This window comes from Streptomyces panaciradicis (assembly GCF_023516615.1).
Lineage (GTDB): Bacteria > Actinomycetota > Actinomycetes > Streptomycetales > Streptomycetaceae > Streptomyces > Streptomyces panaciradicis.
In genome coordinates, this window is sequence record NZ_JAMGBF010000216.1 from 1 (window position 1) to 16,457 (window position 16,457).

The 16,457-nt window shown below is 70.4% G+C and carries 10 protein-coding genes; 3 read left to right on the forward strand and 7 right to left on the reverse strand.

Annotation, left to right across the window (positions count from 1 at the left end):
• Positions 1 to 593, forward strand: a 593-nt coding sequence (locus M8J74_RS41365; protein WP_505016720.1) for a mannosyltransferase YkcB-related protein, incomplete at its 5' end; no start/stop codon positions are given.
• Between the two features lie 141 nt (positions 594 to 734).
• Entirely contained in the window at positions 735 to 1,541 is an 807-nt protein-coding gene (locus M8J74_RS41370; protein WP_249841323.1) for an endonuclease I family protein, read from the forward strand.
• Between the two features lie 61 nt (positions 1,542 to 1,602).
• On the opposite strand, the gene M8J74_RS41375 is transcribed toward M8J74_RS41370, so the two are convergent.
• The 7 genes from M8J74_RS41375 to speB all read right to left on the reverse strand — a co-directional run bounded on the left by M8J74_RS41375 (position 1,603) and on the right by speB (position 15,151).
• On the reverse strand, positions 1,603 to 1,938 hold the full coding sequence (locus M8J74_RS41375) for a hypothetical protein (RefSeq protein ID WP_249841324.1): 336 nt from the start codon (positions 1,936 to 1,938) through the stop codon (positions 1,603 to 1,605).
• A 305-nt stretch (positions 1,939 to 2,243) separates the two neighbouring features.
• Entirely contained in the window at positions 2,244 to 2,771 is a 528-nt protein-coding gene (locus M8J74_RS41380) for an SUKH-3 domain-containing protein (protein WP_249841325.1), read from the reverse strand.
• Positions 2,772 to 2,805: 34 nt separating this feature from the next.
• Complete coding sequence (locus M8J74_RS41385; RefSeq protein WP_249841326.1) at positions 2,806 to 3,102, reverse strand: S1 RNA-binding domain-containing protein; 297 nt, start codon at positions 3,100 to 3,102, stop codon at positions 2,806 to 2,808.
• Positions 3,099 to 9,371, reverse strand: coding sequence for an RHS repeat-associated core domain-containing protein (locus tag M8J74_RS41390; RefSeq protein WP_249841327.1), 6,273 nt, complete (start codon positions 9,369 to 9,371; stop codon positions 3,099 to 3,101). The genes M8J74_RS41385 and M8J74_RS41390 overlap by 4 nt, the downstream gene beginning before the upstream one ends.
• Before the next feature lie 142 nt (positions 9,372 to 9,513).
• Positions 9,514 to 12,390 carry a LamG-like jellyroll fold domain-containing protein gene (locus M8J74_RS41395; RefSeq protein ID WP_249841328.1) on the reverse strand — a complete coding sequence of 959 codons (2,877 nt, stop codon included), beginning with the start codon at positions 12,388 to 12,390 and terminating at the stop codon, positions 9,514 to 9,516.
• Positions 12,391 to 12,503: 113 nt separating this feature from the next.
• On the reverse strand, positions 12,504 to 14,186 hold the full coding sequence (locus M8J74_RS41400; RefSeq protein WP_249841329.1) for a thiamine pyrophosphate-binding protein: 1,683 nt from the start codon (positions 14,184 to 14,186) through the stop codon (positions 12,504 to 12,506).
• On the reverse strand, positions 14,183 to 15,151 hold the full coding sequence (speB, locus tag M8J74_RS41405; protein ID WP_249841330.1) for an agmatinase: 969 nt from the start codon (positions 15,149 to 15,151) through the stop codon (positions 14,183 to 14,185). The genes M8J74_RS41400 and speB overlap by 4 nt, the downstream gene beginning before the upstream one ends.
• A gap of 188 nt (positions 15,152 to 15,339) precedes the next feature.
• Between speB and M8J74_RS41410 the strand changes: the two genes are divergently transcribed.
• Positions 15,340 to 16,457, forward strand: a 1,118-nt coding sequence (locus M8J74_RS41410; RefSeq protein WP_249841331.1) for a PucR family transcriptional regulator ligand-binding domain-containing protein, incomplete at its 3' end; no start/stop codon positions are given.

Genomic DNA, 16,457 nt, shown 5'->3' on the forward strand with positions numbered 1-16,457 from the left:
GCGGCGGCGAGATGCCGGGCGGCGGTCAGGCGGTGCCGGGCGGCGGGAGCGGTACCGGCCAGGCTCCCGGCGGCACCGGCGAATTGGGCGATACGGCACCCGGCGGTACGGCACCTGGCGCGACCGGTGAGGCAGGGCAGCGCGGCGGCATGGGCGGCGGACCGGGCGGCATGGGCGGCGCGGACAGCGAGCTCATCGCGTACCTGAAGAAGCACCGGGACGGCGCCAGGTGGCTGCTCGCGGTGTCCAACTCCCAGTCCTCCGCGCAGATCGAGCTCAGCGCCCGGGAACCGGTCATCTCCATGTGGGGCTTCACCGGCTCCGACAACGCGATGACCGTGGCCAGGCTCAAGGAGCTGGTGAAGAAGGGCGAGCTGCACTACGTCCAGATCGGCGGCGGAATGGGCGGCGGCATGGGCGGCCCGGGCGGCGGCAACAGCGTCAGCACCGAGGTGTCGAACTGGGTGAAGAAGCACGGCACGGCGGTCAAGGAGAGCGCGTACAGCAGGAGTTCGGCGTCGTCCTCGACCTCGGCCACGTCGGGTACGAACTCCTCGTCCCTGTACCGGCTGGACCCGTCCGACGTCGGCTGACCGGCGACGGCTCCCCGAGAACGGCTCCCGACCACCCGGTCGGGAGCCGTTTTTAACGTCCAGTTCATCGACAAGCCCTCATGTCCATGCCACCCTCCCTGTTGCCGCCTTCAATCAACCCGCGTAGATGGGACAACCTTTATGCCGGCGACACGCGTACGGCGATGGAAGTCGGTGGCCCTGGCCACCGCAGCCGTGATGGTGGGCCTCGCGGCCCCGGCCCTGACGGCCTCCCCGGCCGCCGCCACGACGACCGCGTACGACTCGACGTACTACAAGAACGCGGTCGGCAAGACCGGCACGAGCCTGAAGTCGTCCCTGCACACCATCATCAGCTCGGGCGTGACGAAGCTGTCGTACTCGGCGCTCTGGGACGCGATGAAGAAGACCGACCAGGACCCGAACAACAGCAACAACGTGATCCTGCTGTACTCGGGCATCTCCCGCAGCAAGTCGCTCAACGGCGGCGACAGCGGCGACTGGAACCGCGAGCACGTGTGGGCCATCTCGCACGGCGACCTCACCACCTCGACCGGCCCCGGCACCGACCTGCACCACATCCGCCCGGAGGACGTGGCGGTCAACGGCAAGCGCGGCAACCTCGACTTCGACGAGGGCGGCTCCACCTTCACCAACAGCGGCGGCAGCAAGGTCGATGCGGACTCCTTCGAGCCGCGCGACGCCGTCAAGGGCGACGTGGCCCGCATGATCCTGTACATGGCCGTCCGCTACGAGGGCGACGACGGCTTCGCGAACCTGGAGCCCGACGACAAGGTCGGCAACGGCTCGAACCCGTACATCGGCAAGCTGTCGGTCCTCAAGGCATGGAACGACGAGGACCCGCCGGACGCCTTCGAGGAGAACCGCAACAACGTCATCTACACGACCTACCAGCACAACAGGAACCCGTTCATCGACCACCCGGAGTGGGTGGACGCGATCTGGTAGTTCACGGGTCGGATGAGGGGTCCTGCCGGACACATCCGGCAGGACCCCTCATCCACCCCAGTCACCCGAGACGCAGAAGATCCTCGGGGAGCGCGTACCGATGGCCACCGGTCAGCACGTCATGCTCGAAGACCAGGACATACTCCCGGTCCTCGTCGAGCCCGCAGCCCCCGCAGGCCTCTTGATACCCGATGACCTCCGCACGCTCCTGCCCGGGCGTGCCCTTGTCGTTGCCGCCCCACTTCAGCCGCTCGCCGATGCGATACGTGTCCTGGAACGTGTGCCCGAAGTGGAACTGCAGCGTCATCGCGCCCTCGTCACCACACCCCGGACACCCGTGGAGCCGCGGCACGACCGCCATGTTGTACGCCCCCATGGCCTCCACCTCCACGTTCATCCCTCGCCGTCGTCTTCCAGTACTGGCCGCGAGCGACCATGAACTCCTTCAGGCGCTCCACCTGTCCGGCCGGTGGCTCACAGATGGACATGACAGCTGCCATCTGGTCGCGCTCCACGTCATCACCGCCGCCGGGGCGGCCCCAGGCGAGCCGCGTCGTCGCGCCCCTCGCCCAGCTCGCCTACCCGCGCCTAGCGCAATACGGCGATGGCGTCGCCCTTGATAACGCTTTCGGCCCCCGACCGACAGGCGGGGGCCGAAATCCTTATCATGTCACGGCCGACGGTTGTGTGTCGTGGTCGCCGTCAGTCCAGCCTTTCAGGACGAACTCTGTCGACCAGATGCACCAACGCTTCCTCAGGGCTCCTGCCGTAGAGGGCGAGAAACGCATCGTAGGCGCCGTACGTCCGGCCCCCCTCGGCGACGAGGAGCACGAGAGGACCGGAAGCCGCTGTGCCCACGGGCGTCAGCCTCTCTCCCGTTCGCTGCTCGTATTCCCGCAGCTTTTCGCCGTTGACGATGCGACTCGCACGCTCGGCGTTCAGTTCGCAGCGGTGCGTCCCCGGATCGAGCGGATGGCGCGGGTAATCGAAGCCGCTTCCGTTGAATTCCTCGACGAAACGCAGCGCCGTAGGCGAGCAGTGAATTCCCAGCTCGTCCCATACATCCTGGACACGTCGAACGTCCGCTGCGGAGGCCACCCACCGGGCGTCCTCCGCCAGGATGTCCGACAGCCTTTCCCGCAGTCCTGCCTCCCGAGGGTTATCCGGCCGCTCCGTGTGCCGTGCATGATCGAGATCCGTCGGCACAGCCATCGCCGGGGAGTTCGTCACACGCGCTCCCCGGCGATCGCCGCTGTCCGGAAGTTCAGGAGGAGAGACCTCGCCGCTCCTCAGCTCTGCGCAGGCGTTCCGCAAGCGGTACCTGCCCCGGGGGCCTCAGGATGAACTTGTTCTTCATCTCGTCGAAGGCGTCCAGGTAGCAGGACACGCGGTCACCCACCTGATAGTTGTCGTCATCGTCGATATAGAGGACATCGATGAGGCCGTCCCGTGACAGGCCCAGGTCGACGATGACTCCCCAGGGAAAGACCGCCGTGGCCTCTCCCTCGACGACTCTCCCCACGAGGCTCATCTCGGCCTCGGGTACCCCATGGTCGGTCATAGCTCGTCCATCACTCTCAGCGGATACGAGTTGAGGAGACCGAACATCTCCTTGGGAATTCCGACCTCGGCGCGCGGAACGCCGTTGTGCGAACCGACGAACTGCTCGAAATGCTGGTCGAAATCGGCCCTGGGGATCTTGATCTCGATAACCGTCCCATCGTAGGGACCACGCCCCGCGTAGTCCTCGGCGACGTCCAGCCCCTTGTCGCCCAAGCCGAAGTAGGCATGGCCGTCCGGGTTCTGGTGCTTGCGGCCCGGGTAGTCCTCGGGCTTGAAGCCCTCCTCCTTGATCTTTTGTGTCTTTCCCTTGTACGGCGCCTTGTAGATGTAGACGTTGTCCGGATCGTCGTCCTTCTTCGGCCTCGCGGGCTTGTCGGCGTCCGCCTTCTCGCTCTTCCTCGGACCGTCTGCCTTCTTCGCCGGCGGAGCCGGCTTGGGCTTGGCCGGCGGAGCCGGCTTGGGCGGCGGCTTGGGCTTGGGGGTGGACGGCGGCGTCACGTTCTCGGCGTTCTTGACGGCGTCCTTCGCCTTGTCGGCGGCCTTGACCGTGTCCCTCGCGGCGTCGACCGCGTCCACGGCCTTGTCGACGTACCGTGCGCCCTTCGCCGCGCTGGCGCCGTACCCCGCGATCGGGATCGCCGAGGCATAGGACAGACCCGCGTCGATGTAGTTGCCCTCGGCCGTGTACCAGAGGCCGTTGATCAGGTCGGCGGGCTCGCCGAATCCGGGCACCAGGCCGACGACGTCGAGGGCACCGTGGCCGATCGGGCTGATCCAGGACTCGCCCCAGTACAGGCCCGTCGGGTCCGGGAAGGCCAGGGGGTTGTTGCGGCCGTAGGCATAGGCGTTGAGGTGCTGCGGGTCCGCGAGGTTGAGCTGCGGATCCACGGAGACGAAGCGGCCGGCGGCCGGGTCGTACGCGCGTGCGCCGAGCTGGATCAGACCGGTCGCCGCATCGGCCGTGCCGCCCACGAACGACTTGTCACCGGGCCACGCGCCCGCCGTCGGCTTGGCGCCGCGCACCTCGCCGAAGGGCAGGGTGCGGCGCTGGACGATCGCCGAGTCGGACGCCTTGACGGCGATCTCCGCGGTGCCGTTCTGCCCGCCGACCAGCCAGGTCACCCCCGCAGAGGTGCGCACGGCGATCTGCTTGCCGCCGTGGGAGTAGTACCGCGTGCCCGACACGGAGTTCTTGGCCGTGTCGAGGCGGATCTCCTGGCTGCCCAGGTACAGCGTGACGGCGCCCTTCTCCTTGCGGAGCAGGCGGCTTCCGTCGGCGCCGTACACGAACGAGGTCTTGTGCGCCTCGTCCAGGGCGTCGCCGGACAGGTAGGGGGTCACCGCGCTCAGGCGGCCCTCTTCGTCCCAGTCCAGCTTCTGGTCGACCGCCGGGGAGAGGTCCGTCGCCGCCTTCGTACGGCGGACGGTGTTGCCCGCCTCGTCGTAGGTGAACGACTGGGCCGCCGTCACCTCCTGCGCCGACGAGCCCGAGGTCGCGGTGCGCACCTCCGCCGACTTCAGGGCGTGGGCGTGCGTGCCGCCCTTGGCGTCCTGGGCCGTCGGCACGTACGTCGTCGACTGCGTGATCGCCGCGTCGCCGGTCGTGCCGGTGGCGTGGCGGACCTCGCCGGTGCGGTTGCCCGCAGCGTCGTACGCGTAGGAGTGCCAGTACGGCGCCGGACCGCCGACGGTCGCCTCACCGGCGCTCGCCGCGCAGGCGGTGGCCGTCTGGGTCCACGCCTCGGTCAGACGGCGCAGGTAGTCGTACGTGAAGCACTGGACGTCGGCGGTCTTGCCCTCGGGAGTGTCCGCGACCTTGCGGATGTTGCCGGTGGCGTCGTAGCCGTAGGTGATGTCGGAGTCGGGGGTCTTGACGATCTCCCGGTCGATACGGGCGCGCTCCAGGCGCCGGGTGCCCTCCTCGTAGGTGTTGGTGAGCCAGGTGTACTTGTCGGCGCTGGCGGTGCCCAGCGTCAGCTGGAGGAGTTCGCCGTAGTTGGAGTAGCGGGACTCGCGGGCGTAGTCGGTCGTGTCGCCCACCGTGAAGGACGGCAGTCCGGTCGCCGTGTAGCCGGTGGTGACCGTCTCCGCCGGGAGGCCGCCCGCCGCCGGGAGACCGACGTCTTCGGGCGACCCGTCCGGCTTGTACGACGCCGTCGAGGTGTAGGTGCCGGCCAGCTTGCCCTCGGCGGCGGGGATCGTCACCGAGGTCTTCGTGGGGCGGCCCGCCGCGTCATAGGCGTCGACCGAACTCGTGTAGGCGTCGTCGCCCACCCACTTGGTGGCCGACGCCAGGCGCCCCTTGCCGTTGGGGACGGTGGCGCTGTCGTACTCCCAGGTCGTCAGCTTCTTGTCGCCGTTGTAGAGCGAGCGCTGACGGCCCAGCTTGTCGTAGGTGAAGGTGAGGGTGGTGTCGCGCTGGTTGCGGAGCGTCTTCAGCTGGTCGAGGTCGTTGTACGTCATCCAGGACGTGCCGGCGTCCGGGTCGACGGCGCGGGTCTGACGGCCGCGGACGTCGTACTCGTACGACCAGCGGTTGCCCGACTCGTCCTTGACCTCGGTGACATGGCCCGCGGCGTCATAGTCGTAGGACGTCGTGTCCGCCGCGCCGGTCGGCGACGAGGCCTTGAACTCGAGGACCTTGGTCCTCTGCCCCTGCGCGTTGGTGTACGTCGCGGTAGGGGTGCCGCCGGCCGGCGGGTCGACCGTCGTGTGGTCACCGTGGTACTCGGTCTTCGTGCGCCACTTCTCGGCGCCGGCCACCCGGAAGATCTCGTCCGTCGCCCGGGCCGCCCCGTCGTACACGGTCTCCGTCTCCCGAGGCGTCCCCTCGGACGCGTCAGCCACTCCCACGAAGGTCGTGCCGACGGCGGCGGAGTTGTAGAAGGGGCCGATCTCCTTGACCGCGAGGCCGCGGGAGTCGTACTCGGTCGTGGTGACGACACGGCCGGAGTTGGCGGCCGGGGCCTGCGTCTGACGCTCGCGCAGGAGGCCGTCCTGGAGCTGGTGGCTCGTGGCCACCGAGCCGTTCGGGAGCAGGGACTTGGTGGTGGTCACGACCGGGCCGTTGTTGCGGACCAGGTAGGCATACTCGAGGGACGGTGTGTCCGAGGCCTTCGCGCGGCCCGGGAGCCAGACCTTCAGCAGGCGGCCGAGGGCGTCGTACTGCAGGTCGGTGCGCTGCTTGTTGGCGTCGACCGTGGCGGTGACCAGGCCCCAGCGGGGGTCCACCGTGGAGGTCGTCGAGTTCCCCGCGGGGTCGGTGACCTTCATGCCCGTCACCGGGCCGCCCGTGGTGGGGGTGTACGCCGTCCTCGTCGCGTTGCCCTGCTGGTCGGCGGATTCCGTCACCCGGCCGTGGGTGTCGTACTTCGCGGTCGAGGTGGTGACGTACTGCGGGGTGCCGTCGTCCGTGTAGCCCTTGACCTTCTCGCTGCGGACCACGTCGCCCCTGGTGGGCTTGGTGCCGTAGGTGTCGGGGTCGTCGTACCAGGTGCGGACGTCCGATATCGCCTCGCCCTTGTAGCTCGGCGGGCCGTCGTCGCACGCCACCGGCACGACCGTCACCCGCTTCAGCAGCGTCAGCAGGTTGGCGTCGGTGTTGCGGTTGTAGGTGTTCGTCGTGCAGGTGTCGTCGTCCGGGTCGGACAGGTCGCCCGAGTCGGAGGAGCGCTCCAGCATGCCGTAGGAGTCGTAGAAGTGCTCGATGGCGGCGCGGCGGACCTTGCCGTCGTCGAGCGCGGTGCGCGTCTTCGTCGACTTCACGGCCGCGTACGTCGCCTCGTCCGCGCCCTCCGTCGCCGTCGGGGCCGACTTCCAGGGGGTGCTGACGGTGGCGCTGACCTCGGCGGGGCCGTTGAACGTGCGCTGCTCCAGCTGGAAGCCCTGGTGGCGGGCGTCGTCGCGGACCTTCGTGCCGTCGGAGGCGGTGACCGAGACGGACTTGGTGCCGCCGGACTCCTTCTCCCGGTCGCCGTCCATGCCCTGGAGGTAGGTGGTCTGGGTGCGCAGCTGCTTACTGTTCTCGTCACCCGTCTTCACGGTGACCGTGCGGAAGCCGCGCCACTGGTTCCAGGTCTTCTTCTTGGTCTTGACGAGCTCGCTGTCGTCGAAGGCCCAGGCGGCGCCCGAGTAGTCGTAGGAGGTGACCTTGTTCGGGCCGGTGATCGTGACCTCGTCCTCGGTCACCGTGTCGACGACGAACTTGTGGAACCAGTCCTCCTTCTCCCCGACCGTGCCCTCCTTCGACCAGAAGGACGGCATGCACCGCTTGGTGTTCGTCTCGGGGGTGGGGAGGGTGGAGGGAGTGCAGTCGGCGGGCTTGTAGTTGACCGAGATCGTGCCGCCCGTCTCCGACTGGATCGCCCGGATGCGCCACTTGTACATCGGCAGGCGGTCATCCGCGCCGGTGTCCACGCGGTTGGCGTCCTGGCGCTCGTAGAAGGTGACCTTCGGGAGCTTGTTCGCACCGTCCTTGCCGGAGTGGGTGATCGACTCCAGCCACAGGGACGGGGAGTGCGTGGTGTCGGCGCTCTGGTACTTGTGCGCCAGGTCCCACACGTCCACGTCCGTGTAGGTCTTGCCGTCGGAGCCCAGAACCTGGGTGGTGACCTTCGACAGGCGCTTGCGGGTGAAGAAGGTCGGGGACCACTGGTCCTTGCACTCGGTGTCGGAGGTGCAGATCTGCTCGAACGGCACGTCCGGCCAGCGGGTGGCGGTGGACTCCTTCAGATCGCCGGGCTCGCAGTCGGCGGCCGCGCCGGTGCAGCGCTCGGCGGTGGTGAAGACGACCTGGGCGGGCGCGGTGGTGGAGTTCTCCTTGCCCTCCTGCTCGCCGTACTCGATGCGCTTGAGGTAGCCCCCGCGGTCGTAGGAGACGACCTTGTCACCGCGGACGGTGTCGTACTTGTTGGTCTCGGTGCCGTAGTAGTACGTCATCGAGTTGCCGTGCACGTCGACGACGTAGTCCAGGTTCCAGCGCCACGACTGCTGGCAGCGGGACTCCTTGAAGGTGTCCTTGTGGCAGGGCTCGTCCTTGTCGTCGCCGAAGACCGGTACCTCCCAGGAGGAGCCGGTGAACTCGGTGTCGGCGGCCTCGCGCTTGCCCTTGCCGAAGTAGTAGCGGGTGCCGTCGGTCGTGGTGACCAGCCAGTACTCGCCGTTGTCGTCGGCGTTGAAGCCGCCGGTCCGCCGCTCGATGGTGGTGCCGTCGTCCTGCTTCAGGCGCCACTCGTTCGCCGACTTCTTGACCAGCTCTCCCGCGCGGCCACCGAAGTTCATGGTGGCGTTGTCGGAGTGCCAGCACAGGTCGTACTTCTGCGCCCCGGCCTCGTCGTGGCCGTCGTCGGTGCAGGAGCGGTACGCCCGCTCGATGTACCCGGCGCTGAGGTCGAAGCCCTCGCCGACCCAGGACGTCTGGTTGTTGCTGGAGGCGGTACGGCCGTCGGTGGACGCCGAGTTGTAGGCAAGGCCCAGCTGTGGGGAGGGGCCCGCGACGGCGGGCGGGACGCGCAGCGGGTACTGCCAGGTGAAGGCGCCGGTCTGGGCGGCGACCTGCCAGGACGCGGAGGGCGCGAGGGAGGTCGCGGTGTAGGAGCCGGAGCTGCCGGAGGGCGCGGCGGAGACCGCGAGGAGGGGCGCCTTGGCACCGGCGGCCGCGGGCACGTCGGCCGTCAGCTTCTGCGCGCGGACGTCGTTGTCCGTGGCGAGCGGCGTGACCGTCCGGCAGGCGGCCGCCTTCGGCGTCGTCAGTGCGCAGGCCGGCAGCTGGACCACCCGCAGCCGCTGGGCCCAGTCGCCGCCGTAGGCCTGGGCGAAGTCGGCGTAGTCGACCTGGACGCCGACCTTGCCGGACGTGGCTCGGCGGCCGTCCGCGCGCGTGACCTTCAGGAGCAGGCCGTCGATGCCCGCCTTGCGGGCGGCGGCGTGCCCCAGGAGGTCGACCTTGGCGCGCGTGGGGGAAGCCGCTCTTGCCGAGCGCGACTTGGGGGCGGCCAGACGGACGGGCAGACCGCCCGCGCGGATGCCTTCGCGCCTCCCGGAGCCGTTCAGGGCGACGGTGGCGCTGCCCGGCTTAGGCCAGGACGCCTTCGGGACACGTGAACTGCCGTATCCGGCGAGGTGCTTGAGCGGGGTGACCTGGCCGCCCTCCTCCACCACGGGGGTGGAGGGCACGTCCTGGGTCTTGGGGCGGCGCTGCTCCCGGGCGTCGTCGTCGCCGAGTGCGGGGGCTGCCTGGAGCAGGGTCAGGGTCAGGGCCGCGGACACCGCCGCGGCCAGGTGTTTAGCCCATTTATGGGCGTAATGTCTGCGTGTTGAGCGCATGCGCGCTCCCCTCCCGTGTGATGTGGGGTGCCCGGGCACCGGTGGATGACCGACACCCGGGCGAAGCAGCCGTGGTCAGCGGCGGCTAGTCGTTCGCCAGCCGGTAGATCTCCGTACCGGAGAGCAGTCCGGGCACCAGCCGTACGTCGTCGATGTCGCCGGCGAAGTAGTCGCGCCAGGTGCCGTCGTACTGGGCGCGGCCGATGTTCAGGCCCTTGCCGGCGTTCCAGACGCCGGTGACGGTGGCGCTGCCCTGTTCCTCGCCGTCGACGTAGAGGGTGAACTTCCGTGCCGCCGGGTCGTAGGTGCCCGCCAGATGGGTCCACTTCCCGACGGTCGGCGGACGCTCGCTCGTCGCCATCGCGCGGATGATGTCCGAGCCGTCCTTGTCGGCGATGTGCCGGCCGAAGATCCAGCGCTTGTAGGCCGTCGAGTAGTAGAGGTTGAAGCCGTTGCCGCTGGCACCCGCCTGGCTGATCACCGCGATGTTGTCGGTGAGCGAGGTGGGCCGGACCCAGGCCGACACGCTGAACGCCTGCCCGGTGTGGACGGCGGAGGCGGCGGTGGCGTAGTCGCTGCTGCCGTTGAAGCGCAGGGCCTTGTCGCCGGTCTTGGTGGCGGAGTGGTTGCCCGCGACCCAGTCGGCGCCCTTGACGGTGAGGTCGCGGTCGTGGCCGGAGGTGTCGGGGGCGGTGCCGCCGGAGGTCTGGTCGAGGTCGTAGACGGCTGCCGCGCAGGAGTCGGCGAGGGCGTCGGCGCAGGCGCGGTCGGCGGTGAAGATGTGCTTCTCCAGCGGGCCGCGGTTGCCGGCCTGGTCGACGCTGCGGACGTAGAGGACGTTCGGTCCGAAGGTGGAGGTCGGCACCTCGATGGTGGCGTTGCCGCCGAGGCTCGCGGGCGTCGCCCTGCGGCCGGGGGTGTCGCTGCCGAGATCCCACTCGTAGTACTCGACGTCGTTCTTGAAGACCGGGTCGGCGTTGCCGTTGGCGGAGAGGGTGAAGTGCCGTTTGGCGCCGACCGGGAGGTCGGCCTCGCCGTCCGCCGCCGTCACCAGCGGCTTGGCGCTGGGGGCCTTCACGTCGACCACGAACTCGCACCAGTCGGACCAGTCCGAGTAGCCGGAGTCCTTGAGCTTCCCTGTTGAGCCGTCGTAGAGCTGGGCGTGCCACTTGTAGCCGTGGCCATGGGTGAGTTCCCTGACGGGGATGTTCTCCTCGAACACGCCCTCGTTCTGGGGTCCGTCCTTGCCCTCGTAGACCATGGGCTTGCCGTCCACCTGGTCCCACACGCGGAAGGTGGCGGTGAGGTTCTGGCCGGTGCCGTCGCTGTAGGAGTCGGCGTCGGTGCCGTTGACCGCCATGGTCGGGGTGTCGTCACGGATCCACGGGCGTTTGCTGTTGTCCGTGGTGCAGGTCTTCTCCTCCGGGTTGGTCAGCCGCTCGTTGTAGGGCTTGCCCGGGGTGGTGTTGTAGGTGACGACCAGCTTGGCGTTGTCGCCGCGGAACCGCTTCCAGGAGTTGGCGTCGTCCTCGTCGGCGGCCCGCAGGGAAAAGGCGATGGGGTCCTCCGCCTTGGCCTTCTTGCGGACGGTGGCGGTGAGGTTCTCGTTGCTCTCGTCCGGGTTGTCCTGGAAGTCGACCCAGCTGGGCGGGGCATCGGGGCTGCAGCTGTCGCCCCGCCCGTAGGCCACGGTGCGGTCGACCATCAGGTCGCCGTCCTTGGGCTTGTTGTTCCAGTTGGTGGCGGAGTCGACGCCACCCTCGGCCACCGCGTGCAGGTTGACGGTGCTCTTCTGGCAGGAGAAGGAGAAGGTCTCGTAGACCTCGAAGACCGCCTTGGAGATGGTGCGGTTCTTCCAGCCGGAGGTGGAGAACTGGAAGTACATGCGGTTCGTGTACGGCGAGGAGCTGCACACGTAGTACGTGCCGCCGATGGAGTCATAGGAGCAGCGCCCGACGCCCTCGTCCTTCTTGAACTTGTGGAACTCGGTGCTGGGGTGGGCACTGGAGACGTACAGCCACTCGCTCTTGGACATGCCGGCCTCCGGGTCGAGGTAGACCGGGAAGTCCGTGTCGGAGGCGGTCAGCACGGAGCGGTCGGGCTCCACGGTGACGGCGGACGCGGTCACGTCCAGGCCCATGTCGGCGACCTTCGCCGCGGCGTCGGGCGCGTCCTCGACGGGGGCGCCGGAGCCGGAGGCCGGTACGGCGTCCGCCGGGACCTCCTCGGCGGCCGTGGCGGAGTCCCACATCTTGGGCGCCTGGCCGCCGAAGAGCCGCGCGCCGGAGGCGTCCACCGCCTGCAGTCCGCCGGCCGGGCCGGTGCTCAGGTCGAGCCCCTCGGAACGTACAGGCAGGCGGAGTTGCGCCAGCTCGGGGGTGTCGGCGGCCTCGGGGGTCTTCACCTTCAGGACGTACGAATACCCGGTGACGGTGGCGCTCGCCAGGAGGTCGACGCCCGGCAGCACCTCGCGGTACTCGGCGGTGTCACCGTCCAGGACGGGCTCGGGCAGCGGCTTCGGCCAGCGCAGCGTGAAGGACTTGCCGTCCTCGCCGAGGGTGATCAGGTCGGTGGAACCGCCCCCGGCGAAGGCCAGGTCGACGACGGCGGCCTTCGGACCCACGGTGCCGTCGGGCCGCCGCTCCAGTGTGGCGTCGGCCTTCTCCCAGCTGCCGTCGGGGCGTTGCACCCGCTGTGGCTGGACACTGGTCTCGCTGGTGAAACTGCCGTCCGGGTTGGCGAAGACGAGTTCGTCCTCTGTGCGGCGCTGAACGATCTCCACCGGTTCACCGGTGTCGGCGGCCAGCTCGAACGCGGCCGCCTCGGCCGAAGCCGACGGTCTGCTGCCGGCCGCGTCGGCCGGACTGGTGACGGCAGGCAACGAGCCCAGGACGACGGCGCCGCCGAGCAGCACGCCGAGCGTCCGGGCAGCACGAAGCCGCCGGAACCAAGGGTTGGTCATGCCCTTGTCTCCCCCCGGGCTCTCCCCAGAGCCCGCTATGAAATTGATGTGGCCATGCTGTGCAGCAGTGGCAGAGGGAAACCTATGGGACTTTCTTTACCGATACAAGAGAGTTACTGATGCGTCGGCGCGAACATCCGCAGGACCGCCGGGAGTACGACCACCGTCGGGCCCGGGGACGTCAGGGCCTTGGTCAGGTCCTGTTCCAGGGTGTCGGGGGTCGTGCGGATCGCCGGGACGCCGAAGGAATCGGCGAGGGCGGCGAAGTCCGGGCGGGTCAGTTCCGTGCCCGTGGTCTCGCCGTACGCGTCCGTCATGTACTCGCGCAGGATGCCGTAGCCGCCGTCGTCGACGATGAGCCAGGTGACGTTCAGGTCGTGCTGCCTCGCCGTCGCCAGCTCGGCGAGAGAGTACAGGGCTCCGCCGTCTCCGGAGACCGCCAGGACCGGCCGGGTCGGGTCGGCGACGGCGGCTCCGAGCGCGGCCGGGAAGGCGTAGCCGAGGCCGCCGGCGCCCTGGGCGGAGTGCATGGTGTTGGGGCGCCGGGGGTCGAAGGCGGACCAGGCCCAGTAGGACAGGATCGTCATGTCCCAGAAGGACGGGGCGTCGGCGGGCAGTGCCTTGCGGATGGACGCCAACAGGTGCTGCTCCAGCGTGAGTTCCTGGGCGGCGATGCGCTCGGCCACCCGGGACAGCAGCCGGCGCACCCGCTCCGGCGCCGTGGTGTCCTCGCGCGGCGGCACCGTCTCCAGCAGGGCCTGGAGCGCGAGGCGGGCGTCGGCGTGGATGCCCAGCGCCGGGTGGTTGGCCTCCAGTTTGCCGAGGTCCGCCTCGACCTGGACCACCCGGCCGCGGGGCCTGAACGTGTGGTAGTTCGAGGAGAGTTCGCCCAGGCCCGAACCGACCACGAGCAGGACGTCCGCGTCCTCCAGGAAGTCGGTGGTGTGCCGGTCCTCCATCCAGGACTGCAGGGACAGCGGGTGGTTCCAGGGGAACGCGCCCTTGCCACCGGGAGTCGTCACCACGGGCGCCTGGAGCCTCTCCGCCAGCTTCCTGAGCTTGCCCGACGCGTCCGCCCGTACCACTCCCCCGCCCGCGATGATCGCCGGACGGACGGCGTGGGACAGCAAGTCCGCTGCCACCGCAGTGAGTTCGGGGCGCGGGGGCAGGTCCTCCGGTGTCGCGTCCGCCGCCGTCACCACCGGCAGCGACGTCGTGGCCGCCAGCACGTCCTGCGGGATCTCCACCCACACCGGCCCGTGCGGGGCGGTCAGCGCCGACTTCCAGGCCTCCGCGATCGCCGAGGGGATCTGGGACTGGGCGCGGACGGTGTGCACGGACTTGACCACGCCCCGGAACGAGGCGGCCTGGTCGGGGAGTTCGTGCAGATAGCCGTGTCGGCCGCCGCCCAGCCCGGCCGTCGGGACCTGGCTCGCGATCGCCAGCACGGGCGCGGACGCCGCGCGGGCCTCCTGCAGCGCGGCGAGCGAGGTCAGCGCGCCGGGGCCGGTCGACAGCAGCAGCGGGGCCGCCTCGCCGGTGATCCGGCCGTAGGCGTCGGCTGCGAACCCCGCGTTGTTCTCCACGCGCAGACCGACATAGCGCAGGTCCGAGCGGCGCAGCGCGTCGAACATGCCGAGCGCGTGCTGGCCGGGCAGGCCGAAGACGGTCGTCGCGCCGAGCCCGGCGAGCGTCTCCACGACCAGGTCTCCGCCGGTGCGGCCGGGCGGAGGGTTCAGCGCGGCCTCCGTCTGGGCCGGCGTCGGGCGGAGCTCCAGGTCGTGGTCGTGGGTCACTTCGCGCGGGCCTCGGCAATCTGGCGGGACATGATGGTGGTCAGTTCGTACGCCGTGTGGGACGCGGCCACCGACGTGATCTCCGCGTGATCGTACGCGGGTGCCACCTCCACGACGTCCGCGGAGACCAGGTTGCAGGACGCGAGGCCGCGCAGGATCTCCAGCAGCTCGCGGGAGGTCATGCCGCCCGCCTCGGGGGTGCCGGTGCCGGGCGCGTGGGCCGGGTCCAGGCAGTCGATGTCGATGGAGATGTACAGCGGGCGGTCGCCGATGCGCTGACGCAGCTGGTCGGCCACCTCGTCGGCGCCGCGGCGGTAGACGTCCGCCGAGGTGACGATGCCGAAGCCCATCTTCTCGTCGTCGGTGAGGTCCTGCTTGCCGTAGAGCGGGCCGCGGATGCCGACGTGGGAGAGCGCCTCGGTGTCGAGGATGCCCTCCTCCACCGCCCGCCGGAACGGCGTGCCGTGCGTGTACTCGGCGCCGAAGTAGGTGTCCCAGGTGTCGAGGTGGGCGTCGAAGTGGAGCAGGGCGACGGGACCGTGCTTCTTGGCGACGGACCGCAGCAGCGGCAGCGCGATGGTGTGGTCGCCGCCGAGCGTCATGAGCCGGGCGCCGGTGCCGAGCAGGTCGTCGGCCGCGGCCTCGATCGTCTCGACGGCCTCGTTGATGTTGAACGGGTTCACGGCGATGTCGCCGCCGTCCGCCACCTGCGTGAGGGCGAAGGGGGAGGCGTCCTGCGCCGGGTTGTACGGGCGCAGCAGCCGGGACGCCTCGCGGATCGCGTTGCCGCCGAAGCGGGCGCCGGGCCGGTAGGAGACGCCCGAGTCGAACGGCACGCCGACCACGGCGACGTCGGTGCGGCCGACCTCGTCGAGGCGGGGCAGCCGGGCGAACGTCGCGGGCCCGGCGTACCGCGGCACACGGGAGGAGTCGACGGGGCCGCGGGGCGTGTCGTTGCTGCTCATGGGGTCATGCCTACTTTCCTACGCTTCGTCGCGTATGCACTGCTTCCGCTACGACTCTAGTGGGCGGCCGGAACCGGTCCGTCGCCGAATCCGGGGCACCGGCCGCTTCGACTGTAGGTGGCCGGACGGCGGCGGCGAAGTGTACGTTTCCTCCACTCAGACCATCGCGAATGGAGGAAACGCACATCATGCCGGATCCGGCCGTCCCGCCCACACCGCCCGTGCCCCTCGCGGCCCTGCTGGCCCGCGAGGACCTGGCGCTGCGGCAGATCGCCGGGCCCCGCGACCCGGCCACGGCGATCCACTGGGCCCACGCCTCCGAGATGGCCGACCCCTACCCCTATCTGCTGGGCGGCGAGCTGCTGCTGACGGCGGGGGTGCACATCCCGGAGGCGGCGGGTTCGGGCACTTCCTTCGACGCCTACGTCTCCCGGGTCGTCGCGGCGGGCGGCGCCGCCCTCGGCTTCGGCGTGGCGCCCGTGCACGACACGGTGCCGCACGCCCTGGTGGCGGCCTGCGACGCGTACGGGCTGCCGCTGGTCGAGGTGCCGCCGCGGACCACGTTCTCGGCGGTGGCCCGCGCGGTCTGGCAGCTGATGGCCGAGGCCAGGCTGGCGGAGCTGCGCCGGGTCACGGAGGCCCAGCGGTCCCTGGCGGCCGCGGCCTCCCGCCCGGACCCGGTGCCGTCGGTGCTGCGGCAGCTGGCCCGGCGGGTCGGGGGGCGGGCGGTGCTGTACGGGCCGGAGGGTGCGCGGATCGCGTCCGCGGGGCGGGCGGCGGACAGCGGCGCCGGGGAGGCGCTCGACGCGCTCGCGGAGGTCGTGCGCCCCTCGGGCCCGGGGACTCCCGCGTCGGCCACCGACACCGCCGCCGGTGTCCACCTCGCCGCCTACGCCCTCGGCGCCGGCCAGGGCTTCGTCCTCGGAGTCGCCGCCCCGCGGCGCGAACCGGGCGACCACACGATCGCCTCCGTCGCGTCGGTGCTGCTGTCGCTGCTGACCGGGGAGCACCACGACGGCACCGGCACCGCCCGCTCCTCGGCGCTGGTCCGGCTGCTGCTGGGGGCGGCGCCGGAGGAGGTCGCCCCGCTGCTCGGCACCGGCCGCTGGCTGGTCGTGCACGGCCGCCCGGACGCAGGGTCGGCCGACGCCCTCGCCGCCTCCGCCCTCGGCACGGCGCTCGGGTCGCCGCTGGTCGACCCCGCGGAGGATGTCGTACGGGTGCTGCTGCCCGCCGACCGCGACCCGGACCCGCAGCCCGGCTGGACGCTCGGCGTCAGCGCCGCCGTCGGCCCGGACGGCTGGGC